The organism is Streptomyces sp. ITFR-6 (genome assembly GCF_031844725.1).
Classification (GTDB): Bacteria; Actinomycetota; Actinomycetes; order Streptomycetales; family Streptomycetaceae; genus Streptomyces.
This window is the reverse complement of the sequence record NZ_CP134612.1, coordinates 7,239,132-7,264,626: the sequence shown is the minus strand read 5'-3', so window position 1 is coordinate 7,264,626 and position 25,495 is coordinate 7,239,132. Positions and strand designations below refer to the sequence as shown.

21 protein-coding genes are annotated in these 25,495 nt (G+C 71.4%); 2 read left to right on the top strand and 19 right to left on the bottom strand.

Going from position 1 to position 25,495, the window contains the following annotated elements:
• Positions 1–165: 165 nt before the first annotated feature.
• Entirely contained in the window at positions 166–1,632 is a 1,467-nt protein-coding gene (locus RLT59_RS33105; RefSeq protein ID WP_311306796.1) for a GuaB1 family IMP dehydrogenase-related protein, read from the bottom strand.
• Positions 1,633–1,939: 307 nt separating this feature from the next.
• On the opposite strand from RLT59_RS33105, the gene RLT59_RS33100 reads away from it, so the two are divergent.
• The gene (locus tag RLT59_RS33100) at positions 1,940–2,956 is read left to right on the top strand and encodes a terpene synthase family protein (RefSeq protein ID WP_311307942.1); all 1,017 of its coding nucleotides are present in this window, start codon (positions 1,940–1,942) and stop codon (positions 2,954–2,956) included.
• A gap of 72 nt (positions 2,957–3,028) precedes the next feature.
• Here RLT59_RS33100 and RLT59_RS33095 read toward each other — a convergent pair whose 3' ends face one another.
• The 4 genes from RLT59_RS33095 to fmt all read right to left on the bottom strand — a co-directional run bounded on the left by RLT59_RS33095 (position 3,029) and on the right by fmt (position 7,444).
• Positions 3,029–4,045 (bottom strand): sugar-binding transcriptional regulator, encoded by a 1,017-nt coding sequence (locus RLT59_RS33095; RefSeq protein ID WP_024488660.1) that lies wholly within the window; start codon positions 4,043–4,045, stop codon positions 3,029–3,031.
• Positions 4,046–4,209: 164 nt separating this feature from the next.
• Positions 4,210–4,893, bottom strand: coding sequence for a ribulose-phosphate 3-epimerase (gene rpe, locus RLT59_RS33090; RefSeq protein ID WP_311306795.1), 684 nt, complete (start codon positions 4,891–4,893; stop codon positions 4,210–4,212).
• Between the two features lie 111 nt (positions 4,894–5,004).
• Positions 5,005–6,438, bottom strand: coding sequence for an RsmB/NOP family class I SAM-dependent RNA methyltransferase (locus RLT59_RS33085; protein WP_311306794.1), 1,434 nt, complete (start codon positions 6,436–6,438; stop codon positions 5,005–5,007).
• 73 nt (positions 6,439–6,511) lie between these two features.
• Entirely contained in the window at positions 6,512–7,444 is a 933-nt protein-coding gene (fmt, locus tag RLT59_RS33080; RefSeq protein WP_311306793.1) for a methionyl-tRNA formyltransferase, read from the bottom strand.
• 241 nt (positions 7,445–7,685) lie between these two features.
• Between fmt and RLT59_RS33075 the strand changes: the two genes are divergently transcribed.
• On the top strand, positions 7,686–8,249 hold the full coding sequence (locus tag RLT59_RS33075; protein ID WP_311306792.1) for a hypothetical protein: 564 nt from the start codon (positions 7,686–7,688) through the stop codon (positions 8,247–8,249).
• Between the two features lie 481 nt (positions 8,250–8,730).
• Here the strand turns inward: RLT59_RS33075 and RLT59_RS33070 are convergent, their stop codons facing one another.
• The 14 genes from RLT59_RS33070 to pyrR form a co-directional block, all read right to left on the bottom strand.
• Entirely contained in the window at positions 8,731–10,866 is a 2,136-nt protein-coding gene (locus RLT59_RS33070) for a primosomal protein N' (protein ID WP_311306791.1), read from the bottom strand.
• A gap of 132 nt (positions 10,867–10,998) precedes the next feature.
• Positions 10,999–12,207: a methionine adenosyltransferase gene (gene metK / locus RLT59_RS33065; RefSeq protein WP_311306790.1), complete on the bottom strand. Its 1,209-nt coding sequence runs from the start codon at positions 12,205–12,207 to the stop codon at positions 10,999–11,001.
• A gap of 242 nt (positions 12,208–12,449) precedes the next feature.
• Entirely contained in the window at positions 12,450–13,652 is a 1,203-nt protein-coding gene (gene coaBC, locus RLT59_RS33060; protein WP_311306789.1) for a bifunctional phosphopantothenoylcysteine decarboxylase/phosphopantothenate--cysteine ligase CoaBC, read from the bottom strand.
• Positions 13,653–13,796: 144 nt separating this feature from the next.
• Complete coding sequence (rpoZ, locus tag RLT59_RS33055) at positions 13,797–14,069, bottom strand: DNA-directed RNA polymerase subunit omega (protein WP_003970369.1); 273 nt, start codon at positions 14,067–14,069, stop codon at positions 13,797–13,799.
• Between the two features lie 90 nt (positions 14,070–14,159).
• Positions 14,160–14,777 (bottom strand): guanylate kinase, encoded by a 618-nt coding sequence (gmk, locus tag RLT59_RS33050; RefSeq protein WP_073737558.1) that lies wholly within the window; start codon positions 14,775–14,777, stop codon positions 14,160–14,162.
• A gap of 38 nt (positions 14,778–14,815) precedes the next feature.
• Positions 14,816–15,139 (bottom strand): integration host factor, encoded by a 324-nt coding sequence (locus RLT59_RS33045; RefSeq protein ID WP_024490957.1) that lies wholly within the window; start codon positions 15,137–15,139, stop codon positions 14,816–14,818.
• 244 nt (positions 15,140–15,383) lie between these two features.
• The gene (pyrF, locus tag RLT59_RS33040; protein ID WP_311306788.1) at positions 15,384–16,223 is read right to left on the bottom strand and encodes an orotidine-5'-phosphate decarboxylase; all 840 of its coding nucleotides are present in this window, start codon (positions 16,221–16,223) and stop codon (positions 15,384–15,386) included.
• Entirely contained in the window at positions 16,220–17,329 is a 1,110-nt protein-coding gene (locus RLT59_RS33035) for a quinone-dependent dihydroorotate dehydrogenase (RefSeq protein WP_311306787.1), read from the bottom strand. The genes pyrF and RLT59_RS33035 overlap by 4 nt, the downstream gene beginning before the upstream one ends.
• A gap of 65 nt (positions 17,330–17,394) precedes the next feature.
• Positions 17,395–20,703 (bottom strand): carbamoyl-phosphate synthase large subunit, encoded by a 3,309-nt coding sequence (gene carB / locus RLT59_RS33030; protein WP_311306786.1) that lies wholly within the window; start codon positions 20,701–20,703, stop codon positions 17,395–17,397.
• A complete protein-coding gene (gene carA, locus RLT59_RS33025) occupies positions 20,696–21,838 on the bottom strand; it encodes a glutamine-hydrolyzing carbamoyl-phosphate synthase small subunit (RefSeq protein WP_311306785.1) in 1,143 nt (380 codons plus the stop codon). Before carA ends, carB begins: the two co-directional genes overlap by 8 nt.
• Positions 21,835–22,422 (bottom strand): PH-like domain-containing protein, encoded by a 588-nt coding sequence (locus tag RLT59_RS33020; protein ID WP_311306784.1) that lies wholly within the window; start codon positions 22,420–22,422, stop codon positions 21,835–21,837. Before RLT59_RS33020 ends, carA begins: the two co-directional genes overlap by 4 nt.
• Positions 22,419–23,705 (bottom strand): dihydroorotase, encoded by a 1,287-nt coding sequence (locus RLT59_RS33015; RefSeq protein WP_311306783.1) that lies wholly within the window; start codon positions 23,703–23,705, stop codon positions 22,419–22,421. Before RLT59_RS33015 ends, RLT59_RS33020 begins: the two co-directional genes overlap by 4 nt.
• 2 nt (positions 23,706–23,707) lie before the next feature.
• Positions 23,708–24,703, bottom strand: coding sequence for an aspartate carbamoyltransferase catalytic subunit (locus RLT59_RS33010; protein ID WP_311306782.1), 996 nt, complete (start codon positions 24,701–24,703; stop codon positions 23,708–23,710).
• 87 nt (positions 24,704–24,790) lie between these two features.
• The gene (pyrR, locus tag RLT59_RS33005) at positions 24,791–25,375 is read right to left on the bottom strand and encodes a bifunctional pyr operon transcriptional regulator/uracil phosphoribosyltransferase PyrR (RefSeq protein WP_073737550.1); all 585 of its coding nucleotides are present in this window, start codon (positions 25,373–25,375) and stop codon (positions 24,791–24,793) included.
• Between the last annotated feature and the right edge of the window lie 120 nt (positions 25,376–25,495).

Here is a 25,495-nt window from a genome sequence, read left to right as displayed (position 1 = left end):
TTTTCAACTGAGTTGGAAAGCGCGAAGGCACTCGCCGGCACCGGGATCCGGACACCGCGGCGCCCCCCGCGAACCCCCTTCGCAAGCCCGTGAGCTCCCCGGACACACCGGTGCCCCCTCCGGCGCGAACGGCCGGAAGGGGCACGGGTGATGCGGTGGCCCGGGTCAGCTCCAGCTGGAGTGCAGCGGCTTGCCCTCCGCGTATCCGGAGGCGCTCTGCACTCCGACGACGGCCTTCTCCGCGAACTCCGCGAGGGAGCCGGCACCGGCGTAGGTGCAGGAGGAGCGGACGCCCGCGATGATCGAGTCGACCAGGTCCTCGACGCCGGGACGGGCCGGGTCCAGGAACATCCGCGAGGTGGAGATGCCCTCCTCGAAGAGCGCCTTGCGGGCCCGGTCGTACGCCGACTCGTCGGAGGTCCGGTTCTTCACGGCGCGCGCGGACGCCATGCCGAAGGACTCCTTGTAGAAGCGGCCGTCGGCGGACTGCTGGAGGTCGCCGGGCGACTCGTACGTCCCGGCGAACCAGGAGCCGATCATCACGTTGGACGCGCCCGCGGCGAGCGCCATGGCGACATCGCGCGGGTGGCGGACGCCACCGTCCGCCCAGACGTGCTTGCCGTACTTCTTCGCCTCGGCGGCGCACTCCAGGACGGCGGAGAACTGCGGCCGGCCCACTCCGGTCATCATCCGGGTGGTGCACATGGCGCCGGGTCCGACACCGACCTTGATGACGTCGGCGCCGGCCTCGATGAGGTCGCGCACACCCTCGGCGGCGACGATGTTGCCCGCGACGATCGGCACCTGCGGGTCCAGCGCCCGCACCGCGCGGACCGCGTTGATCATGGACTCCTGGTGACCGTGCGCGGTGTCGACGACCAGGGTGTCGGCTCCGGCGTCGAGGAGCTGCTTGGCCTTGCCCGCCACGTCACCGTTGATCCCGACGGCGGCGGCGATCCGCAGCCTGCCGTTCGCGTCGGTGGCGGGGGTGTAGAGAGTGGCGCGCAGTGCGGCCTTCCGGGTGAGTATGCCGACGAGACGGCCCTCGGCGTCGACCGCGGGGGCGAGCTTGCGGTTGGCGCCGTCGAGCTTGTTGAACGCGTCGCGCGGGTCGATGTCCGCGTCGAGCAGCACCAGGTCCCTGGACATGACCTCGGAGAGCTGGGTGAAGCGGTCGACGCCGGTCAGGTCGTGGTCGGTGACCACGCCGACGGGCCGCCGGTCGCTGTCGACGACGACACCGGCGCCGTGGGCGCGCTTGGGCAGCAGGGACAGGGCGTCGGCGACGGTCTGGCCGGGGGCCAGCTCGATGGGGGTGTCGAGCACCAGGTGGCGCGTCTTGACCCAGCTGATGACCTCGGTGACGACCTCGATCGGGATGTCCTGCGGAATGACGACGAGACCACCGCGACGGGCGATCGTCTCGGCCATCCGGCGGCCCGCGATGGCCGTCATGTTCGCGACGACGAGCGGGATGGTGGTGCCGGTGCCGTCGGGCGAGGACAGGTCCACGCCCTGGCGGGATCCGACCGCCGACCTGCCCGGGACCATGAAGACGTCGTCGTACGTGAGGTCGTACGGGACCGAGGGGGACTCTGTGTATCGACCGGTGCCGGGCTCAAGAAAACGCATAACACTCATTTTTTCATACGAAATGGCGCAGGTCGTTTCCACGAAGACACAACAAACGACTCCCGCCTTCGTATGTTCCTCCGAGGAACACGGCCGGGAGTCCCGGGCAAGTGGAACCTGCCTTACCCACAGACCCTACCCTCACCGCTTCCGGATCATTGGGGATCATCATCCCTGGACCTGGTGACAAGGGGTCAGGTAGCTTCAAATCCGCAGGTCCGGCGGGTCAGCCAGACACCCCGGAGGAACAGGCGGAATGCTCACAACTTCCGTCGCAGGTACGACCGGAGAGGATCACGACCCGCCCGTGGAGAGCGAACTGCCGGACATCTACTGCCCGTTCCCCCAGCGCATGAACCCGCACGTCGCGCACGTACGGGAACACCTCGACAGCTGGACCCGCAACACCGGCCTGGTGCACCGGGATTCAGCCAGGGACCGCTTCGAGCAGGCCGACTTCGGGGCCTTCGTCGGCATGGTCTACCCGACCGCCGACAGCGAGAACCTGGATCTCGTCGCCGACTGGTTCGTCTGGCTGTTCCTCGTCGACGACCAGCTGGACGACGGACACCTCGGCCGCAGCCCGGACCGGGTGCGCAGCGTCGTGGAGGTGATGCGTTCCGTGGTCGAGGGCGGCGCCAGGCCCGCGGCCGAGGGGCTGCCGGCCGCCGTCGTCGCCCTCGTCGACCTGTGGGAACGTACGGTGCCGGCCGCCGCGCCCCGGTGGCGGCGCCGGTTCACGTATCACCTGATGACCTATCTCACGACCGCCACCACCTGGGAGGCCGGGAACCGTGCGGCCGGCGTGGTCCCGGCCGAGGCGACGTACATCGAGAAGCGCCGGCACACTGGTGCGATACATGTCTGCATGGACCTGATAGAGATCGTGGCCGGCATCGAGGCGCCCGAGTCGATCCACAACGATCCCCGGTTCATCACCGCGCTGGAGGCCTCGTGCAACGTCGTGTGCTGGGCCAATGACGTGTACTCGTACGAGAAGGAGCAGGTGCTGGGCGAGATCCACAATCTCGTCCACCTGGTCCGGCACCACCGGGGGTACGGCAAGCAGGAGTCGCTCGACCACGTCTGCGCGGAGATCGCCACCGAGACCGAGCGCTTCCTCACCGCGGAGGCCGAGCTGCTCGCCGCGTATCCGCAACTCGACTGGATGCTGGAGCCGTATCTGGACGGCATGCGGAGCTGGATGCGCGGCAACCTCGACTGGTCCCGGCAGACACCGCGCTACAACCCGGCCGACGTCAGCCAGTACAAGGAGCCGGAGCAGTATCTGGAGGCGACGGTCCTGGGCGTCCCGCAGGACTGACCGGAGCCGAGGGGCGTCAAGGACGCGGGGGATGCGGACGGTGTCACCGCCCGCACCCCCCGCGTTTTTCGCTCACTCCCCGTCCGGGTCGCGCCGCTCCAGCGCCGGCCGGCGCGGCGCGGCCGAGTCGGTCAGCAGGTAGTCGGCCGCCGCGGTGTCCGTCACCAGGCTGGTGACCAGCCCGGACCGCAGCACCGCGCCGATCGCCGCGGCCTTGCGCTGGCCGCCCGCGATCGCCACCACCTCGGGGATCCGGCGCAGCCGGTCCGCCTCGACCGTGATGCAGCGCTCACCGAGGTCCCGGCCGACCCGCCGGCCCTCCGAGTCGAAGAGGTGCGCCGACATCTCGGCGGCGACGCCGAGCGAGGCGTAGTGCTCGCGCTCCTCGTCGGACAGCATGTCGTGGACCGTCGAGATGCCGGGCTCCCAGGAGCCGATGGACACCGCCGCGACCGTCACCTTGTCGAAGTACTCGAAGGCGCGGGCGATGCCCGTCTGGTGGCGCAGCGCGGCGGCCGTGGCCGGGTCGGGCAGCAGCATCGGCGCGTAGATCGGGTGGGCCTCGCCGCCGGAGACCTGGGCGGCCCGCCGGACCGCCTCGACCGAGCCGCGCTCGGCGGTGCCCGCGTCATACACCCCGGTGAGCTGCACGACCGTGCACGGCGGGAGCCGGTCCAGAGCGGCGGCCATGTGGATGGTGGACCGGCCCCAGGCCAGCCCGAGCACATCGCCCTCGTTCACCAGTTCACCGAGCAGATCGGCCGCGACCTCGCCCAGGTTCTCCGGATCGGCGGCGTCGTCCTGCTCCTCGGCGGGGGACTCGACCACGACCGCGTGGCGCAGCCCGTAACGCGCGCGGAGCGCGTCGGAACGCTCGGCGTCCAGCTCCGCGGGGACCCGGATCTCGATCCGTACGAGGTCACGCTCCAGCGCCGTCTCCAGGACCCTGGCGACTTTGAAGCGGCTGACGCCGAACTCCTCCGCGATCTGGATCTTGGATTTGCCCTCAAGGTAGAAGCGGCGGGCCATGGCCGCCGCCTGCACCAGCTCCGCGGGCCCCATCCGCAGGGCGGACCGGCCCGCCGACATTGCAGACACCGCGTTCTCCTCACTGCTGTTCACGCTCTCGATACGCCGTTCATCCTGTCAGATACGGCGATCCTTGATCGGTCCCGTCGGACCGCGTTCATCTGCCCTTGGCCGGACCGACCGGCAATCGGGGGCCGGAGCGGCTGCCTGCTCCGTCGCCCCGGTCAGTGGCCGCACGCCCACTGCGCGGAGGCGGTGGCCCCGTCGGCCTTGGCGCGCAGCGCCCGCACCGCCTCTGCCGGGTCCTTGGCGCCGTACACGGCGGAGCCCGCGACGAAGACGTCGGCCCCGGCGTCCGCGCACCGCTCGATGGTGGACTCCGAGACCCCGCCGTCGACCTGGAGCCACAGTTCGAGGCCGTGCCGGGAGATCAGCTCACGGGTGCGGCGGATCTTCGGCAGCATGATGTCCAGGAAGGACTGCCCCCCGAAGCCCGGCTCCACCGTCATGATCAGCAGCATGTCCAGCTCGGGGAGCAGGTCCTCGTACGGTTCGATGGGCGTCGCCGGCTTGAGCGCCATGGAGGCGCGGGCACCCTTAACCCGGATCTCCCGTGCCAGCCGTACGGGGGCGGCCGCGGCCTCCACGTGGAAGGTGACGGAACCCGCGCCCGCCTCGACGTACTGAGGGGCCCAGCGGTCCGCGTCCTCGATCATCAGATGGCAGTCAAGCGGGGTGTCCGTGGCCCTGCTGAGCGATTCCACGATCGGCACACCGAGGGTCAGATTGGGCACGAAGTGGTTGTCCATGACGTCGACATGGAGCCAGTCGGCGCCTTCGACGGCCTGTGCCTCCTCGGCGAGGCGTGCGAAGTCGGCGGAGAGAATGCTGGGGTTGATCTGGGCCATGGGCCAAGCCTGCCATGTTCTGCGGCACTTCCCCGCTTCGGTGCGCTCCAAAGCCTCACGGGATCATTACGGTTCGCACATTCCCGGCCTTTCCCCCCCGGTGCGGGCCGGTCAGCCGGTACGCCGCAGCACGGCGAGGTACATCGCGTCCGTGCCGTGCAGATGCGGCCAGAGCTGGACGTCCGGTCCGTCACCGAGGGCGGGCACCCCGGGCATCAGCGGACGGGCGTCGACCCACTCGGCCTCGACCGGCGCGCCGCCGCGGCCCTTGAGCACGTCCTCGACGACCACCCGGGTCTCCGCCAGGTGCGGGGAGCAGGTCGCGTACCCGACGACGCCGCCGACCCGTACGGCCTTCAGCGCCTCGCGCAGCAGACCGCGCTGGAGCGGCGCGAAGCTCTCCAGGTCCTCCTTGCGGCGCCGCCAGCGGGACTCCGGCCGGCGGCGCAGGGCGCCGAGGCCCGAGCACGGGACGTCCATCAGGATCCGGTCGAAGGTGCCGGGCCGCCACGGCGGGCGGGTGCCGTCGGCGGTGATCACCTGGTACGGGCCGGGGTTGCCTGCCAGTGAGCGTTCCACGAGGCGGGCCCGGTGCGGCTGCTTCTCGGCCGCCAGCAGGGCGGCGCCCCGGCCGGCGGCGAGGGCGGCCAGCAGGGCGGCCTTTCCGCCCGGTCCGGCGCAGCCGTCGAGCCAGCGGGTGTCGCTGCCCTCCAGCGGTGCGTTGGCGAGGGCCGCGGCGACGAGCTGGCTGCCCTCGTCCTGGACACCGGCCCGGCTCTCCCGCACGGCGGTCAGGGCGCCGGGCTCGCCGCCCTCGGCCATCCGTACGGCGTAGGGCGACCAGCGGCCGGGGAGCCCGTTGTCCTCGCCGAGCGCGTCCAGCAGCTCATCGGTGGTGGAGCGGCCGGGGCGGGCGACGAGCGTGACCTCGGGCCGTTCGTTGTCGGCCTCCAGCAGGTCCTCGATGCCGGCCCGGCCGCCGCCGAGGGCGTCCCACAGCGCGGAGACGATCCAGCGCGGGTGCGAGTGCACGAGGGCGAGGTGGTCCTCCGCGTCGTCCTCGTACGAAGGGGCGACCCGCGCCACCCAGCCGTCGAAGTCGTCGGCGGTGACCTTGCGCAGGACGGCGTTGACGAATTTGGCCCGCCCCTCACCGAGCACCACCCTGGCCAGCTCCACACTGGCGGAGACGGCGGCGTGGGTCGGGATGCGGGTGCCGAGAAGCTGGTGCACGCCCATGTTGAGCACGTCCAGGACCGGCGGGTCGACCTCGCGCAGCGGCCGGTCGATGCAGGCGGCGACGATCGCGTCGTAGGTGCCCTGGCGGCGCAGCGTCCCGTAGACCAGCTCGGTGGCCAGCGCCGCGTCCCTGCTGTCGAAGTCGCCCGCCGCACGGGCCTTCTTCAACAGCGGGGGAAGGACGAGGTTGGCGTACGCGTCGCGTTCGTCGACGGCCCTCAGGGCCTCGAAGGCGAGGAACCGGACCGGGTCCTTCTTCGGTCGGCGGTGCGGTGTGGCGGGACGGCGACGCGGCTGGTCGTTCACGTGAAAGGTGCTCCGCTGATGGTGAGAGGGCGAACCGTCCCAGCCTACGTCCCCGCCCCGGCCCGCCGGTCCGTCAGCTGCCGACGAGCTCGCCGTGGACGATCCGCACGCCGCGCGCCCAGTCCGCGGCGCGCATCGGCTTCTTGCCCTGCGGCTGTACCCAGAGCAGCTCGACCGCGTGCGACCCGGTGCCCACGTACACGTTGTTCTTCGCCACCGACAGCTCGCCGGGCGCCAGATCGGCCCGGTCCACGACGGGCACGGCCTGCACCAGCTTGAGGCGCTCGCCGCGGAAGAGCGTCCAGGCGCCGGGTGCGGGGGTGCAGCCCCTGACCACCCGGTCGACCCGCAGGGCGGGCGCCGACCACTCGATCCGGGCGTCCTCCACGCTGATCTTCGGCGCGAGGGTGACTCCCTCCGCGGGCTGCGGCACGGCGTGCAGGGTGCCGTCCTCGATGCCGTCCATGGTCGCGGCGAGCAGCCCGGCCCCGGCGAAGGCCAGCCGGGTCAGCAGGTCACCGCTGGTGTCGGTGGGCCGGACCTCCTCGGTGAGTACGCCGTACACGGGCCCGGAGTCGAGCCCCTCCTCGATCAGGAAGGTGGAGGCGCCCGTCACCTCGTCGCCCGCCATGACGGAGTGCTGCACGGGTGCGGCGCCGCGCCAGGCCGGCAGCAGCGAGAAGTGCAGGTTGACCCAGCCCCGGGCGGGCACGTCCAGCGCCGTCTTCGGCAGCAGCGCCCCGTAGGCGACGACCGGGCAGCAGTCCGGCGCGATCTCCCGCAGCCGTGCCAGGAAGTCCTCGTCGCGCGGTCTGGCCGGCTTGAGCACCTCGATCCCAGCCTCCTCGGCCCGCTCCGCGACGGGACTGGCCACCAGCCTGCGGCCGCGTCCGGCGGGGGCGTCGGGCCGGGTGACGACAGCGGCGACCTCGTGCCGGCCGGAGGCGATCAGTGCGTCCAGTGCGGGTACGGCTACCTCGGGGGTGCCTGCGAAGACGAGCTTCATGGGTGGCTGACTGCCTCTCAGGCCGAAACGTTACGGTGACGAGCAACGCACAAGTCTATGGGCCCGGCGGCCGGTGCCCTCCCAGGGGGCGTACGCACGGTTGCGCGCCCCTCGCAGGTGCGTATACGCCCCCGTAGCGTGACCAGATCCCCGGCTGAGGCGTTGGTCAAGTGAGATTGACCGAAGCGAGCCGCCACGGTGCGGCCCGATCCCTTTCAACGCCGGTTCGAGAGGCTTCTTCATGGCCGACCACGCAACCCACGACGCCCAAGCGCGGGCCAGCCTGCATCTTCTGGTGCGGGACATCGAGCGGGTCCGGCGGCAGGTGGACGCGCTGCGCACGCTCACCGCCCAACTGGGCAACGTCTACCGTCCGCGCCGCTCCGGCCCGTCCGCCGGCTTCGTCGTCTACGGCAGGGCCCCGGCCCCCACCGTCAGGCTGGCGCAGGAACTGCGGGACAGTGTCGAGACCCTGGTGACGGCGGCAGTGGACTTCGACCGTTCACTGGGCTTCTCCTGGGACGCGGTGGGCTCCGCGCTCGGAGTCACCAAGCAGGCGGTCCACCGCCGCTACGGCACCCGGCGCGCCGCCCCCCAGCCGCTGGCGGCCGAGGCCGCGGAGCCCGTGGCCCAGCGGGCGGTACCGTCCGTGCCCGGGTCCCCCGCCGCTCCGGCACTGCCCTCCGTGCCTGCCGCACGATCGATGCCGCCGCAGCCGTCGCAGCCGTCGCAGCCGTCGCCGGAGCGTCCGCCGTCGCGCGAGGATCTGCGCCCTAGCGCCTTCCCAGGACCGCGCAACGGCTGACGCTCCCGGTCCTTGGTGCGGGGTTCCGTCCTCAAACGCCGGACGGGCTTGGTGTGCGGGTGCTCCGCCTGTGCGGGGTGCGCCTGTCCGGTGGGTGGGGGCGGTGCCCCTCCGGGGAAACTCTTCGGGAATGGCGTGTTCACCCGGGACCGTAAGGGACTCGGGTCGTACGCCATTCCCTGCGGGGACTCCCCTGCACGTCCCCACCCCAGGCCCAGTCGCGTCTGCACGCCTGTGGAACTGCTGCCGCAGACGCGCGACGGCTCTGGGTTCGTTGGCGTGCAGGGGAGTCCCCGCAGGACGACGAACACAGACCCGGGTACGCAACGCGGACCCGCCGCACGTTCGTCGTTCGAGGAGTCTCCCCGGAGGGACCCCGAATTCCCACCCACCGGGCCAGGGCACACCCCGCACCCGGCGGAGCACCCGCACCCGCACAATCAAGCCCGTCCGGCGATTGAGGACGGAACCCCGCACCCCGTCACCCGATGTCCGGCGGGTCCACCCGCATCCGCACCGCGCCTCCGCCGCCGCGCGACAGCCGCGCCGCCTTCAGCGCGACCGCCAGCGCCGCCCCGCTGCCGGGGGGGACCCGGATCAGGGCCCGCTCCCAGGTCTCCCCCGGCGGCGCGTCGAACGGCCTGCGGAGCCGTCCGGGCTCGGCTGAGGGGACCGGCACCGGACCGAGCACCTCCGCGTCCGGCGGCAGCTCCGCGGCGGCCAGGAACGCGGCGAGCGCCTGCGGCTCCCCCGTCACCGAAGCCATCCGGGACACCGGCGGAAAGCCCAGCTCGGCCCGTTCCGCCAGCTCACGGCGGGCGTGACCGACCGGGTCCCAGCGCACCAAGGCCTGCACGGGACGCAGCGTCGGCTCCGCGACGATCACCACCGTGCCGCCCTCCGGCTGCCCCCGTACCAGCGCGGCAGCCGCCGTCCAGCGGCGCAGCGCCTCCTCCCCGGCCCGCAGGTCGGGGCGGCCGACCATCGCCCAGCCGTCCAGCAGCAGCGCGGCCGCGTATCCGCCCTCCGCGACGGGTTCGGCGCCCGGGGTGCTGACCACGAGCGCGGGCTGGTCCGGCACCGAGTCCAGCACGTGGTCGCGTCCCGAGGTCCGTACCGGCACGGCGGGGAACGCCCGGCCGAGCTCCTCCGCCGTGCGGCGGGCACCGACGATCTGCGCGCGCAGCCGGCGGCCCCCGCAGGCCACACAGTGCCAGGACGTCTCCGGCAGGCCGCACCAGGCGCAGTTCAGATCCCGCTGGTCGGGCGCCTCCAGCGGTCCCGCGCAGTGGCGGCAGCGCGCGGGCTCCCGGCAGCGCTCGCAGGCCAGCCGAGGGGCGTACCCGCGACGCGGCACCTGCACGAGCACCGGGCCGCTGCGCAGTCCGTCCCGGACGGTCTGCCAGGCGAGGCTCGGCAGCCTCGCGGCCCGTGCGGCACCGTCCCGCGCGAGCTCGCCGTCCCCGACGGTACGCACCAGGGGCGCCGCGATCCTGGTCTGCTCCCGGTCGGCGCGCAGCGGCAGCGCCCAGCCGCTCTCGACCAGCTGTGCGGCTTCCACGGTGCAGTTCGTGCCGCCGAGCAGGAAGCCGCACCCGCTGTGCGCGGCCCGCAGTTCGAGGACCTCGCGGACGTGCGGGAAGGGGGCGTTGTCATCGCTGTGGCTGGAGTCCCCGTCGTCCCAGACGGCGACCAGGCCGAGGCCGGCGACCGGGGCGAACATCGCGGCCCGCGTCCCGACTACCGCCCGGACGGAGCCGCGCCGCACGGCGAGCCACTCCCGGTACCGCTTCTCGGGGCCGGAGCCGGCGGTGAGCAGGGCGTGGCGGCCCTCCCCGAGGATCCCGGTGAGCGCGGCGTCGACCCGCGCCGCGGTGCGTCCGTCGGGGACCACGACCAGTGCGCCGCGTCCGGAGGCGAGGGTCGCGGCGACGGCCCTGGCGATCTCCTCCGGCCAGTGCGGTCCCGGCAGGGCGGTCCACACGGCCCTGGGCGCGCCGCCGGAGGCCAGCGCGTCCAGGAACGCCGCGCCCTGCCCGTAGCGCGCCCAGCTCCCGGGAGCGGGCACCGGGGGCGGCGGCAGGGGCTCGGGAGAGGGCTTGGACTCGGCGCGGGCGTTCCTCGGCGGCACCGCGAGCTGCAGGACGTCCGCGAGGCTGCCCGCGTACCGGTCGGCCACGGCTCGGGCGAGGCCGAGCAGCTCGGGCCCGAGGACCGGTTCGGGTGACACGACGGAGGCGAGGGCGGCCAGCGCCCCGCTGTAGTCGGATTCGGCCAGCCGCTCGACCAGGAATCCGTCGATCAGGCCGCCGCCCTCGCGCCGCCCGCCCCGGACGTTGCGGCCGCCCGCGCCGAAGCGCACCCGCACCCGCACCCCGGGCCGCGCGACGGCGTCGAGCTCCTCGGGGACCGCGTAGTCGAAGTACTGGTCGAGGTGGAGCGCGCCCTTGTTCACCAGGACGCGGGCCACGGGCAGCTCACGGGCGAGGGCGGCGCCGCGCCAGGTCCTCGGTTTGGCGCGGGGCACCTTGGCCTGGCGCACCGTCTCCCGAATCAGCGCAAGCTGCTCCGGAGCCCCGGTGCCGGGCTCGTCGGACCGCTCGTTGTCGCTGCTCACAGCCAAATCCCTACCAGACGCCACTGACATTCCGGCCGGCTCGGAGCCCGGACGCAACGCCGGAGCCCGGACACCGATGGGGCATCCGGGCTCCGGCGAAGGGGTGCCCGCTGGGCGGGGCCGGCCTGGGACCTACAGGCCCGCGGCCGCGCGCAGTGCGGCCACCCGGTCCGTGCGCTCCCAGGTGAAGTCGGGGAGCGCACGGCCGAAGTGGCCGTACGCGGCGGTCTGGGCGTAGATCGGGCGGAGCAGGTCGAGGTCGCGGATGATCGCGGCCGGGCGGAGGTCGAAGACCTCGCCGATGGCGTGCTCGATCTTCTCGGTCTCGATCACGGCGGTGCCGAAGGTCTCGACGAAGAGGCCCACCGGCTCGGCCTTGCCGATCGCGTACGCGACCTGGACCTCGCAGCGGGCGGCGAGCCCGGCGGCGACGACGTTCTTGGCGACCCAGCGCATCGCGTAGGCGGCCGAACGGTCCACCTTGGACGGGTCCTTGCCGGAGAAGGCGCCGCCGCCGTGGCGGGCCATGCCGCCGTAGGTGTCGATGATGATCTTGCGGCCGGTCAGACCGGCGTCGCCCATCGGACCGCCGATCTCGAAGCGGCCGGTCGGGTTGACCAGCAGGCGGTAGCCCTCGGTGTCCAGCTTGATGCCGTCCTCGATCAGCTGCGACAGCACGTGCTCGACGACGAACTCGCGGATGTCCGGTGCGAGGAGCGAGTCGAGGTCGATGTCGCTGGCGTGCTGCGAGGAGACGACGACCGTGTCGAGGCGGACGGCCTTGTCGCCGTCGTACTCGATGGTGACCTGGGTCTTGCCGTCGGGGCGCAGGTACGGGATGGTCCCGTTCTTGCGGACCTCGGACAGCCGGCGAGACAGCCGGTGCGCGAGGTGGATCGGCAGCGGCATCAGCTCGGGCGTCTCGTCGCAGGCGTACCCGAACATCAGGCCCTGGTCGCCGGCGCCCTGCTTGTCGAGTTCGTCCTCATCGCCCTCGACCCGCTTCTCGTACGCGGTGTCGACGCCCTGGGCGATGTCGGGCGACTGGGCGCCGATGGACACCGAGACGCCGCAGGAGGCGCCGTCGAAGCCCTTCTTGGAGGAGTCGTAGCCGATCTCCAGGATCTTGTCGCGCACCAGCTGGGCGATCGGGGCGTAGGCCTTGGTCGTGACCTCACCCGCAACATGCACCTGACCTGTGGTGATCAAGGTCTCGACGGCGACACGCGACGTCGGGTCCTCTCGGAGGAGTGCATCGAGAATGGTGTCGCTGATCTGGTCAGCGATCTTGTCGGGGTGACCCTCGGTAACGGACTCCGAGGTGAAGAGACGGCGGGACACATCGCTCCCTGGGGTTGCAGCGGCTGCTGGCTGATCATTGGCGGACGGGCCCGGGAGCTGCGCCCGGTACGGTCCTGGACCAGTTTATCGGTCGGCTTCGGCCCCTGGACAACGTGTCTCGCCCTTTGGGAGTTCTGTGACATGTGGCACGGCCCTCCGAAGGCCCCTCGGCGGCCTCCGTGGAGGCCGTCCGGCGCCGTGTTCACGGGGGACCGGACCGCCGGGGCCACGACACGAGAAATTCACGCAAATCGTGGCGACACGAGGTCCCAGACCGTGTCGGCGAGTGCCTCCTTGGGGCCGAACGGCACCGGGGTCTCGCCGCCGTCGGCCGCCAGCACCACCGCTTCGTTCTCCTCCGCGCCGAAGGTCCTGCGCTCCCCCACCTCGTTGACCACCAGCAGGTCGCAACCCTTGCGGCGGAGCTTCTCCCGCCCGTTGGCCAGGACGTTGTCGGTCTCGGCGGCGAATCCGACGACGATCTGTTCCGGCCGGGCGCGCCGCCCGGCGACCTCCGCGAGGATGTCCGGGTTGCGGACGAGTGCGATCGGCGCGGGCTCCTGGCCGTCCTTCTTCTTGATCTTCCCGGCGGCGTACTCGGCCGGGCGGAAGTCGGCCACCGCCGCCACCATCACCACGACGTCCGCGTCCGCCGCCGCCTTCAGCACTGCCTCGCGCAGCTGCGTCGCGGTGCCGACCCGGACGATGTCGGCCCCGGACGGGTCGGGCAGGCCGGTGTTGGCCTCGATGAGGGTGACCCGCGCGCCGCGGGCGACGGCGGTGCGGGCGAGCGCGTACCCCTGCTTCCCCGAGGAGCGGTTGCCGAGGTAGCGGACCGGGTCGAGCGGTTCGCGGGTGCCGCCCGCGCTGATCACCACGTGGCGGCCCGCCAGGTCGGGGGCGACGGGCCCGCGGGCCAGGACGCGGCGGCAGACCTCGAAGATCTCCGCCGGGTCCGGCAGCCTGCCCTTGCCGGTGTCGACGCCGGTGAGCCGGCCCACGGCGGGCTCGATGACGACGGCGCCCCGGCGGCGCAGCGTGGCGACGTTCTCCCGGGTGGCGGGGTGCTCCCACATCTCGGTGTGCATGGCGGGCGCGAAGACGACCGGACAGCGTGCGGTGAGCAGTGTGTTGGTGAGCAGGTCGTCGGCGAGCCCGTGGGCGGCCTTGGCCAGCAGGTCGGCGGTGGCGGGGGCGATGACGACGAGGTCGGCGTGCTGCCCGATGCGTACGTGCGGGACCTCGTGGACGTCGTTCCAGACCTCGGTCGACACCGGGTGGCCGGAGAGCGCCGACCAGGTGGCCGCGCCGACGAAGTGGAGCGATGCCTCGGTCGGCACGACCCGTACGTCGTGGCCGGACTCGGTCAGCCGCCGCAGCAGCTCACACGCCTTGTACGCGGCGATGCCGCCGCTGACGCCCAGAACGACCTTCGGCTTCTCCACTGCGTCTCCCCGCACTCGGGTACGTACTCGGATACGTACGCCCCCATGCTGCCTCACCGCCGCGGACGCCGGTCTGCCGCCCCGGACACACCGCGGGCCCGGCGGTGGTGACCGCCGGGCCCGTGGTGAAGGTGCGTTTTCCTGCTACTGCGCGGGGCCCTCGATGGCCTCGGAGGTGAGCAGGCCCGCGTTGATCTCGCGGAGCGCGATCGAGAGCGGCTTCTCGTGCACGTGGGTGTCGACGAGCGGACCGACGTACTCAAGGAGTCCCTCACCGAGCTGCGAGTAGTACGCGTTGATCTGGCGCGCGCGCTTGGCGGCGTAGATCACGAGGCTGTACTTCGAGTCGGTTGCTTCGAGGAGCTCATCAATCGGCGGGTTGATGATGCCCTCGGGCGTGGTGATGGAAGAGGACACTCTCTGCCTTCCGAAGGGGGTGAAGATCAAAGAAATCTTTGACAGTCAGGGGCTGTGTGGTGCGGTCCCGTTCCGGTGCGACCCGTTCGTTCAGTCGCCGGCGGCACGGTGGCCGGAAGCCTCCAGCATCAAGGCTAGCAGCTCACGTGCCACATCCTCGACGGAGGTATTGACAAGCGTCGTATCGAACTCGGATTCGGCGGCCAGTTCGATCCTGGCCGCGGCGAGCCGTCGGTCGATCACGGCGGGTGCCTCGGTGCCCCGGCCGGTGAGCCGGCGCACCAGCTCGTCCCAGCTCGGCGGCGCCAGGAAGACCAGCTGGGCGTCGGCCATCGACTGCCTGACCAGCCGGGCGCCCTGGAGATCGATCTCCAGGAGCACCGGCTCGCCCGCCTCAAGACGCTCCTGCACGGCGCGGCGCGGCGTGCCGTAGCGGTTGCCGGCGAACTCGGCCCACTCCAGCAGCTCGCCGTTGGCGATCAGCTTGTCGAACTCCTCGTTGTCCACGAAGAAGTAGTGGACGCCGTTGCGTTCGCCGGGGCGGGGCTTACGGGTCGTCGCCGACACGGAGAGCCAGACCTCGGGGTGGACCTTGCGCATATGCGCGACGACCGTGCTCTTGCCGACCCCCGAGGGGCCGGAGAGCACGGTCAGCCGCGGACGTGCGTCCGGGGGTACGGGGGACGTCCCCCGAGATGTTGCAGCCATGAAGCGATTATCCAGGTTCTCAGGAGTGCCTGAGAACGTCAGGCGGGGCTGCCGCCGAACTCACGCTCCAGGGATGCGATCTGGTTGGAGCCGAGACCCCGCACCCGGCGGCTCTCGGAGATGCCGAGCCGTTCCATGATCTGCTTGGCGCGGACCTTGCCCACGCCGGGCAGGGACTCCAGCAGGGCGGAGACCTTCATCTTGCCGATGACGTCGTTCTCCTGGCCCGACTTGATGACCTCGTGGAGGGAGGCGCCGGAGTGCTTGAGTCGATTCTTGACCTCGGCCCGCTCCCGGCGAGCCGCGGCGGCCTTTTCGAGCGCGGCTGCGCGCTGTTCAGGGGTAAGGGGCGGAAGAGCCACGCCTACGTCACCTCGGATGTCGATCTGTCGGATACGGACCGGTGAGGCAGCGGGATCGCCCCTCACCTGGTGAGCAACGAACAACCTGTGTGCGTTGGCTCTCGACGGAGACTAGCGGCCAGGGCCGCCGGAGTCAGCGAGAACAGACGAAAAGTCCTGGTCAGCCTTTGCCGACCAGGACATTCCTGGCATAACAACCGAGATTTTGGTCAGGATTACGTCGACACGCTGTTACGTGGGATGGTCAGCCTTCCGGGACGGCCGCGCGGACCTCGTCCGCGAACCGCTCGGCGGCTTCGCGCAGCCCTGCCGCGTCCGGACCCTGGCGCAGCACGCCCCGGCTCACGCTGGGCAGCACATTGCGTACCGCGTCCCCGAAGACCCCCGGCAGATCCGCGGGGGTCGCGCCCTGCGCGCCGATGCCGGGCGCGAGCAGCGGGCCGTTGACGGCGAGGTTCACGCCCGCGTCCCCGAGGGTGGCGCCGACGACCGCGCCGACCGAGCCGAGCGGGGTGGCCCCCTCGTTCTCGGCGGCCATGTGGTCGAGCATCAGCTGGGCCAGCGAGCGGCCGTCGGCCGCGGTGGCGCGCTGCACCTCGGCGCCCTCCGGGTTGGAGGTGAGGGCGAGCACGAAGACCCCGGAGCCGGAGACCGCCGCCGCGTCCAGCGCCGGCCGCAACGAGCCGAAGCCGAGGTACGGCGAGACGGTGACCGCGTCGGAGAACAGCGGCGAGTCCTTGTCCAGGTAGGTGGCGGCGTAGGCGCCCATGGTGGAGCCGATGTCGCCGCGCTTGGCGTCCATCAGGACCAGCGCGCCCGCCGCCCGTGCCTCCTCGACGGCCTTCTCCAGGACGGCGATGCCGCGCGAGCCGAAGCGCTCGAAGAACGCCGACTGCGGCTTGAGTACGGCGACCCGGTCCGCCAGCGCCTCGACGACCGTACGGGTGAACCGCTCCAGGCCCGCGACATCGTCGTTCAGCCCCCAGGAGGTTAGCAGGGAGGCGTGCGGGTCGATGCCGACGCAGAGCGGCCCACGGGTGTCCATGGCGCGGCGCAGGCGTGCGCCGAAGGGTTCCGGGGTCATTTCACGGCCTTCCGGGTTTCCGCGCCGACCGCTTCGGCGAGGGTGGCGTACGGGGAGGCCGCCAGGCGTGCGGCCAGGCCCTTGTGGATCGACCGGGCGTAGAACGGGCCCTCGTAGATGAAGGCGCTGTAACCCTGTACGAGCGTGGCGCCGGCCAGGATGCGCTGCCAGGCGTCCTCCGCGTTCTCGATGCCTCCGACGCCCACCAGGGTGATCCGGTCCCCCACGCGTGCGTAGAGGCGGCTGACGACCGCCAGGGAGCGTTCCTTGAGGGGTGCGCCGGACAGCCCGCCGGTCTCCCCGGTCAGGGACGGCGAGGACTTCAGGCCCAGCGTGTCGCGGGCGATGGTGGTGTTGGTGGCGATGATGCCGTCCAGGCCCAGTTCGACCGCGAGGTCCGCGACCGCGTCGATGTCCTCGTCCGCGAGGTCGGGGGCGATCTTGACGAGCAGCGGGACCCGGCGCCCGGTGACGGTCCGGTCGGCTGCCTCGCGCACGGCGGACAGCAGCGGGCGCAGCAACTCGGTGGCCTGGAGGTTGCGCAGTCCGGGCGTGTTGGGCGAGGAGACGTTGACGACGAGGTAGTCGGCGTGGGCGGCGAGCCGCTCGGTGGACTTCACGTAGTCGGCGGCGGCCTCCGCCTCCGGGACGACCTTGGTCTTGCCGATGTTGACGCCGACCGTGGTCCGGAAGACCGGGTTGCGGGCGGCCAGGCGCTCGGCCACGACGGCGGAGCCCTCGTTGTTGAAGCCCATGCGGTTGATCAGCGCGCGGTCCGCGACGAGGCGGAACAGCCGCTTCTTCGGGTTGCCCGGCTGCGGTTCGCCGGTGACCGTGCCGATCTCGATGTGGTCGAAGCCGAGCATCGACATGCCGTCGATCGCGACCGCGTTCTTGTCGAAGCCGGCGGCGAGTCCGAAGGGGCCGTGCATCCGCAGGCCGAGGGCCTCTGTGCGCAGCTCCCGGTAGCGGGGGGCGAGCGCGGCGGCGACGAAGGTGCGCAGGAGGGGGATACGGGTGGCGAGGCGGATCGACCGGAAGGCGGCGTAGTGGGCCCGCTCCGGGTCCATCCGTTTGAAGACCAGCTGGAAGAAGAGTTTGTACATCGGGGGTGTCCTCGGTGTTCTCACGAAGAGGGGGACACCGTTTCCGGTGTCCCCCTGGGAGCGGGCTAGTCGCGGGCCGCGATCAGATGTTCCGCGTGTTCCTGGAGCGATCGGACGCCCACGTCGCCGTGGTTGAGTGCGTCGATGCCCTGGACCGCCGCGGCGAGCGCCTGGACCGTGGTGAGGCACGGTACGGACCGGGCGACGGCGGCGGTGCGGATCTCGTAGCCGTCGAGCCGGCCGCCGGTTCCGTACGGCGTGTTGACGATGAGGTCGACGTCGCCGTCGTGGATCAGCTGGACGATGGTCTTCTCGCCGTTGGGGCCCTCGCCCTCGGACTGCTTGCGGACCACGGTGGCGTTGATGCCGTTGCGCTTGAGGACCTCCGCGGTGCCGGAGGTGGCCATCAGCTCGAAGCCGTGGGCGACCAGCTCGCGGGCCGGGAAGATCATCGAGCGCTTGTCGCGGTTGGCGACGGAGATGAACGCGCGGCCCGAGGTGGGCAGCGGGCCGTACGCGCCGGCCTGCGACTTGGCGTACGCCGTGCCGAAGACCGAGTCGATGCCCATGACCTCGCCGGTGGAGCGCATCTCCGGGCCGAGGACCGTGTCGACGCCGCGGCCGTGGATGTCGCGGAACCGCGACCACGGCATGACGGCCTCCTTGACGGAGATCGGCGCGTCCAGCGGCAGCGTGCCGCCGTCGCCGTGCTTCGGCAGCAGGCCCTCCGCGCGCAGCTCGGCCACGGTCGCGCCCAGCGAGATGCGGGCGGCGGCCTTGGCGAGCGGCACCGCGGTCGCCTTGGAGGTGAAGGGGACGGTCCGGGAGGCGCGCGGGTTGGCCTCCAGGACGTAGAGGATGTCTCCGGAGAGCGCGAACTGGATGTTGATCAGCCCGCGTACGCCGACGCCCTTGGCGATGCCCTCCGTGGAGGCGCGCAGCCGCTTGATGTCGTAGCCGCCGAGGGTGATCGGGGGCAGTGCGCAGGCGGAGTCGCCGGAGTGGATACCAGCCTCCTCGATGTGCTCCATGACGCCGCCGAGGTAGAGCTCGGTGCCGTCGTAGAGCGCGTCCACGTCGATCTCGATGGCGTCGTCGAGGAAGCGGTCGACCAGGACGGGCCGGGTGGGGCTGATCTCGGTGGACTCGGAGATGTACGAGGCGAGGCGGGTCTCGTCGTACACGATCTCCATGCCTCGGCCGCCGAGCACGTACGAGGGGCGTACGAGGACGGGGTAGCCGATCTCGTCGGCGATGGCCTTGGCCCCGGAGAAGGTGGTGGCGGTGCCGTGCTTGGGGGCGGGCAGTCCGGCCTCGGCCAGGACCCGGCCGAAGGCGCCGCGGTCCTCGGCGGCGTGGATGGCCTCCGGCGGGGTGCCGACGACGGGCACACCGTTGTCCTTGAGGGCCTGCGCGAGGCCCAGCGGGGTCTGGCCGCCGAGCTGGACGATGACGCCCGCGATCGGGCCCGCGAGGGACTCCGCGTGCACGATCTCCAGCACGTCCTCAAGCGTCAGCGGCTCGAAGTACAGGCGGTCGGAGGTGTCGTAGTCCGTGGAGACGGTCTCGGGGTTGCAGTTGACCATCACGGTCTCGTAGCCGGCGTCGCTCAGGGCGAAGGAGGCGTGTACGCAGGAGTAGTCGAACTCGATGCCCTGGCCGATGCGGTTGGGGCCGGAGCCGAGGATGATCACCGCGGGCTTGGTGCGGGGCGCGACCTCGCTCTCCTCGTCGTAGGAGGAGTAGAAGTACGGCGTCTTCGCGGCGAACTCGGCGGCGCAGGTGTCGACCGTCTTGTAGACCGGGCGGATGCCGAGCGCGTGCCGGACCTCGCGGACGACGTCCTCGCGCAGGCCGCGGATCCCGGCGATCTGGGCGTCGGAGAAGCCGTGCCGCTTGGCGTCGGCCAGCAGTTCGGGCAGCAGCTTGTCGGCGGCGGCCAGCTCGTCGGCGATCTCCTTGATGAGGAAGAGCTGGTCGACGAACCAGGGGTCGATCTTCGTCGAGTCGAAGACCTCCTCCTGGGTGGCGCCGGCCCGGATCGCCTGCATGACGGTGTTGATGCGGCCGTCGGTCGGGCGGACCGCCTCGGCCAACAGCTCGGCCTTGTCGCCGGGGTCTCCGGTGAAGGTGAACTGCGAGCCCTTCTTCTCCAGGGAGCGCAGCGCCTTCTGCAGGGCCTCGGTGAAGTTCCGGCCGATCGCCATGGCCTCGCCCACCGACTTCATGGTGGTGGTGAGGGTGGAATCGGCGGAGGGGAACTTCTCGAAGGCGAAGCGCGGGGCCTTGACGACGACGTAGTCGAGGGTCGGCTCGAAGGAGGCCGGGGTCTTCTCGGTGATGTCGTTGGGGATCTCGTCGAGCGTGTAGCCGACGGCCAGCTTGGCGGCGATCTTGGCGATCGGGAAGCCGGTGGCCTTCGACGCCAGCGCGGAGGAGCGGGAGACGCGCGGGTTCATCTCGATCACGATGACCCGGCCGTCGACCGGGTCGATGGCGAACTGGATGTTGCAGCCGCCTGTGTCGACGCCGACCTCGCGGATGATCGCGATGCCGATGTCGCGCAGCCGCTGGTACTCGCGGTCTGTGAGGGTCATCGAAGGGGCCACGGTGATCGAGTCACCGGTGTGGACGCCCATCGGGTCGAAGTTCTCGATGGAGCAGACGACCACGACGTTGTCGTTCCGGTCGCGCATCAGCTCCAGCTCGTACTCCTTCCAGCCGAGGATGGACTCCTCCAGGAGCACCTCGGTGGTCGGGGAGAGCGTGAGGCCCTGTCCGGCGATGCGGCGCAGCTCCTCCTCGTCGTGGGCGAAGCCGGAGCCGGCGCCGCCCATGGTGAAGGAGGGGCGGACGACGACGGGGTAGCCGCCGAGCGTGTCGACGCCCTTGATGATGTCGTCCATGGAGTGGCAGATGACCGAGCGGGCGGACTCGCCGTAGCCGATCTTCGCCTTGACTGCCTCGACGACGCCCTTGAAGAGCTCACGGTCCTCGCCCTTGTTGATGGCCTCGACGTCGGCGCCGATGAGCTCGACGCCGTACTTCTCCAGGACACCGTTCTCGTGCATGGAGATCGCGGTGTTCAGCGCGGTCTGGCCGCCCAGGGTGGGCAGGAGCGCGTCGGGGCGCTCCTTGGCGATGATCTTCTCGACGAACTCGGGGGTGATCGGCTCGACGTAGGTGGCGTCGGCGATCTCCGGGTCGGTCATGATCGTCGCCGGGTTGGAGTTCACCAGGATGACGCGCAGGCCCTCGGCCTTGAGGACGCGGCAGGCCTGGGTGCCGGAGTAGTCGAACTCGGCGGCCTGGCCGATGACGATCGGACCGGAGCCGATGACCAGGACGGACTGGATATCGGAGCGCTTAGGCACGCTGGCCCTCCATCAGGGATACGAAGCGGTCGAAGAGGTACGCGGCGTCGTGCGGGCCGGCGGCCGCCTCGGGGTGGTACTGGACGCTGAAGGCGGGCCGGTCCAGGAGCTGGAGGCCCTCGACGACCTGGTCGTTCAGGCAGACGTGGGAGACCTCGGCCCGCCCGTAGGCGGTGTCGGAGACCTTGTCGATCGGGGCGTCGACGGCGAAGCCGTGGTTGTGCGCGGTGACCTCGACCTTGCCGGTCGAGCGGTCCTGCACGGGCTGGTTGATGCCCCGGTGGCCGTACTTCAGCTTGTAGGTGCCGAAGCCGAGCGCGCGGCCCAGGATCTGGTTGCCGAAGCAGATGCCGAAGAGCGGGGTCTGCCGCTCCAGGACGCCTTGCATGAGGGCGACCGGGTGGTCTGCGGTGGACGGGTCGCCGGGGCCGTTGGAGAAGAAGACGCCGTCGGGCGCGACCGCGTACACCTCGTCGAGGGTGGCGGTGGCGGGCAGGACGTGCACCTCGATGCCGCGTTCGGCCATCCGGTGCGGGGTCATGCCCTTGATGCCGAGGTCGATCGCGGCGACGGTGAACTTCTTGGTGCCGATCGCGGGGACGACGTACGTCTCCTTGGTGGCGACCTCCGCGGAGAGGTCGGCGCCGGTCATCTCGGGTGCCTGGCGCACCTTGGCGAGGAGGGTGCCCTCGTCGGCGAGCGTGTTGCCGGAGAAGATGCCGACGCGCATCGCGCCGCGCTCGCGCAGGTGGCGGGTGAGGGCGCGGGTGTCGATGCCGCTGATCCCGACGACGCCCTGGGCCGCGAGCTCCTCGTCGAGCGAGCGCCGCGAGCGCCAGTTGGAGGGCTTGCGGGCGGGGTCGCGCACGACGTAGCCGGAGACCCAGATGCGCTTGGACTCGGGGTCCTCGTCGTTCACACCGGTGTTCCCGACGTGCGGGGCGGTCATCACGACGACCTGGCGGTGGTACGAGGGGTCGGTCAGCGTCTCCTGGTAGCCGGTCATGCCGGTGGAGAAAACCGCCTCGCCGAAGGTCTCCCCCACAGCCCCGTAGGCGCGGCCGCGGAAGGCGCGGCCGTCCTCCAGGACGAGTACGGCGGGAGCTTTGCCGGCTCCCCGGGTGGAGATCGTCATCGTGCGGTGCCTTCCGTAGAGCTGGTGAGGTGGTTGACGGCTTCGGCCCAGGCAGGGTGTTCGGCCGAGTGGTCGGACCGGAATCCGGAGTCGATCAGCTGGTCGCCGAGCGCCCAGGTGATGATCAGCAGGCCGCCCTCGGGGAGGACCTTGCCGGCGAGTGCCTTGTCGATGCGGGCCTCGCGCAGGTCGGCGGCGGGGACGAAGAAGTCCGCCGCGCCGGGCCGTACGACGTCGAGGCCCTGCTCGGTGAGGGTGAGCTCGACGCGGCTGCGGGTACCGAGGCCGTGGGCGACGATGCGGTCGAGCCACTGCCCGGCCGTCGTCGAGGCGTGGTAGCGCCCGGTCAGGGTGAGCAGCCGCTCACCGTCCGCGAAGCCGTCCGGGCGGGTCGCGAGGTCCGGCAGTCCGGACTGGAGGCTGCCGCGCCATTTCCATCCCTGGCGCATCAGCCAGTAGACGAAGGCGACGAGGACGGCCAGTCCGATCACCCAGCTGATCCGGGCGGACCAGTCGGTCACCTCCGCCGACTTCCGCTCGGCGGCCAGTTGGTACAGCTGGAAATTGGGGCTGAGTGTTGTCACGCGAGCTTCCCGTCGACGACCGTGGCACGGCCCCGCAGGAATGTGTGGGTCACTCGGCCCGGCAGCTCGCGTCCCTCGTACGGAGTGTTGCGGCTGCGGGAGGCGAAGCCCGCGGGGTCCACCGCTCCACGGTATGACGGATCGACCAGGGTGAGGTTGGCGGGTTCGCCGGCGGCGACGGGGCGGCCGTGGCCTTCGAGGCGGCCGATGGCGGCCGGGCGCAGTGACATCCGGTCCGCGACGCCCGCCCAGTCGAGCAGACCGGTCTCGACCATCGTCTGCTGGACGACGGAGAGCGCGGTCTCCAGGCCCACCATCCCCATGGCGGCCGCGGCCCACTCGCAGTCCTTGTCCTCGTGCGGGTGCGGGGCGTGGTCGGTGGCGACGCAGTCGATGGTGCCGTCGGCGAGCGCCTCGCGCAGGGCCATGACATCGGCCTCGGTGCGCAGCGGCGGGTTCACCTTGTAGACCGGGTCGTAGGACCGCACGAGCTCGTCGGTGAGGAGGAGGTGGTGCGGGGTGACCTCGGCGGTGACGTTCCAGCCCTTGGACTTGGCCCAGCGGACGATCTCGACGGATCCGGCGGTCGAGAGGTGGCAGATGTGCACCCGGGAGTCCACGTGGGCGGCGAGCAGCACATCGCGGGCGATGATCGACTCCTCCGCGACGGCGGGCCAGCCGCCGAGGCCGAGCTCGGCGGAGACGACGCCCTCGTTCATCTGGGCGCCCTCGGTGAGGCGGGGCTCCTGGGCGTGCTGGGCGACGACTCCGTCGAACGCCTTCACGTACTCCAGGGCGCGGCGCATGATCACCGCGTCGTCCACGCACTTGCCGTCGTCGGAGAAGACCTTCACTCCGGCGGCCGAATCGTGCATGGCGCCGAGTTCCGCGAGCTGCTTGCCCTCCAGGCCGACGGTGACGGCGCCGATGGGCTGCACGTCGCAGTAGCCGGACTCCTTGCCGAGCCGCCAGACCTGCTCGACGACTCCGGCGGTGTCCGCGACCGGGAAGGTGTTGGCCATGGCGTGCACGGCGGTGAAGCCGCCGACGGCCGCGGCCCTGGTGCCGGTCAGGACGGTCTCGGAGTCCTCGCGGCCGGGCTCGCGCAGGTGGGTGTGGAGGTCGACCAGGCCGGGCAGCAGGACCTGGCCCGCCGCCTCGATGACGGTGGCGCCGGCGGCGTCGAGGCCGGTGCCGACCGCCGCGACGGTCTCGCCGTCGATCAGGATGTCCTGCGGCTCGCCGCCGAGGACCTTCGCGCCGCGGATAAGGATCTTGCTCATGGTTACTTGTTCTCCTCGGTACGGGCGGCGGGCGACGTTTGGGACGGGGCGGCGGGTCCGGAGCCGCCCAGCAGCAGGTAGAGCACGGCCATCCGGATGGAGACCCCGTTGGCGACCTGCTCGACGACCGTGCAGCGGTCGGAGTCCGCGACCTCGGCGGTGATCTCCATGCCGCGGACCATCGGGCCGGGGTGCATGACGATGGCGTCCCCGGGCATCTTCGCCATCCGCTCGCCGTCCAGGCCGTAGCGGCGGGAGTACTCCCGCTCGGTCGGGAAGTACGCGGCGTTCATCCGCTCACGCTGCACACGCAGCATCATCACCGCGTCCGACTCCGGCAGCACCTTGTCGAGGCTGTAGCTGACGTCGCAGGGCCACTGCTCGACGCCGACCGGGACCAGGGTCGGCGGGGCCACCAGGGTGACGTGGGCGCCGAGAGTGGTCAGCAGGTGGACGTTGGAGCGGGCGACCCGGCTGTGCAGGATGTCACCGACGATCGTGATCCGGCGTCCGGCGAGGTCCTCGCCGAGTCCGGCCTCCGCCCCGACGAGCCTGCGGCGCATCGTGAAGGCGTCCAGCAGGGCCTGCGTGGGGTGCTCGTGGGTGCCGTCCCCGGCGTTGACGACCGCACCGTCGATCCAGCCGGAGGTGGCCAGGCGGTAGGGGGCGCCGGAGGCGCCGTGCCGGATGACGACGGCGTCCGCGCCCATCGCCTCCAGGGTCAGGGCGGTGTCCTTGAGCGACTCGCCCTTGGAGACGGACGAGCCCTTGGCGGAGAAGTTGATGACGTCGGCGGACAGCCGCTTGGCGGCCGCCTCGAAGGAGATGCGGGTGCGCGTCGAGTCCTCGAAGAAGAGGTTGACGACGGTGCGGCCGCGCAGGGTGGGGAGCTTCTTGATCGGCCGGTCCGCGACCCTGGCCATTTCCTCTGCGGTGTCGAGGATCAGGACGGCGTCGTCGCGGGTGAGGTCGGCGGCCGAGATGAGGTGACGCTTCATCTGGGTGTTCTCCGGGTGGCTGGAGGGTTCAGGCGTGCGGGCGTGCGGAAACCGCCGTACGGCGGGTGAGCCGTACGAGAGGTGCGGTTACCGCTCGCCCGACGGGGCGGTCCGCCCGGCACCGAGCAGGACGGCGTCGCGGCCGTCCTCCTCGTCGAGCTGGACCTTGACCGTCTCCCGCAGCGACGTGGGGAGGTTCTTGCCGACGTAGTCGGCGCGGATCGGGAGTTCGCGGTGGCCGCGGTCGACGAGGACCGCGAGCTGTACCGCGCGGGGGCGGCCGATGTCACCGAGGGCGTCGAGCGCGGCACGGATCGTACGGCCGGAAAAGAGGACGTCGTCGACGAGGACGACCAGGCGGCCCTCGATGCCCTCGCCGGGGATCTCGGTGCGGGCCAGCGCCCGTGCCGGGTGCATCCGCAGGTCGTCGCGGTACATGGTGATGTCGAGGGAGCCGACCGGCATCTTCCGGCCGGTGATCTCTTCGAGCTTGTCGGCGAGCCGGCGGGCGAGGTAGACGCCCCGGGTCGGGATGCCGAGGAGCACCACGTCGTCGGCGCCCTTGGCGCGTTCGACGATCTCGTGGGCGATACGGGTCAGTACTCGGGCGATGTCGGGAGCCTCAAGAACGGGGCGTGCCGCATTGCCGGTGGCGTCGTGCTGTGCGTCCATAAGAAACGGACCTCCTTCTCCGCCTCACTGGACGGATCTTAAAGGACGTCGAAATTGCGTCATCCACGTTACCAGGGCTTGTGCAGGGCCCTCGACGCACCCCCGGGAGGTACCGGCCCG